This is a genomic window from Mesorhizobium sp. M1A.F.Ca.IN.020.06.1.1 (genome assembly GCF_004023265.1).
Taxonomy (GTDB): Bacteria; Pseudomonadota; Alphaproteobacteria; order Rhizobiales; family Rhizobiaceae; genus Mesorhizobium.
Genome location: NZ_RZSR01001765.1, coordinates 1 through 492, shown reverse-complemented (window position 1 = coordinate 492; position 492 = coordinate 1). Strand labels below are relative to the sequence as shown.

The window sequence follows — 492 nt, the reverse complement described above, 5'->3', positions numbered from 1 at the left end:
GCTGTGCACGTTGTCGGTTTTCGCGGCGCTGCCGCTCGCTTCATCTATTTTTCCTAAGCCGTGTTCAGATTCATCGGTAGAATGAAAATCTGGGTTTGAATTTTGTATGTGGCGCTCGGAATGAGACTCATTGGCGTTCGAATCTTGTGATTCCACGAATGATTCCAATGTCTGGTGCACGTCGGCCCAGAGGTCTTCCAGCTCGTCGGCGATCGCTTCGAGGACTTGGCGCGGCGCCGTGCGCGGCAATCGGCCGACGATCGCCTCGTAGCGCCGCTGAAAGGTGCGCCAGTTCGCCGGCACGTCCTCGTTGATGCCGGCCTCGATCATCTTGACCACGTCGCGCCGGCATATCGTCAGCCGCTCCTTCACCAGCCGGAAGGCCTTGCGCTCGGCCGCGACGGCGTCGGCCAGCTCCTTGAACTCCGCGGCGCGCGCCAGGATCGGCGACAGATCGAAGCCATAGGCCTGCTCGATCTCGCCACCCTGCCC

At 61.4% G+C, this 492-nt stretch carries 1 protein-coding gene; it reads right to left on the bottom strand.

What is annotated here, in order from left to right; translation table 11 throughout:
* A partial coding sequence (gene repC, locus EOA60_RS36780; RefSeq protein ID WP_281060830.1) for a plasmid replication protein RepC occupies positions 1-492 on the bottom strand: 492 nt, incomplete at both ends.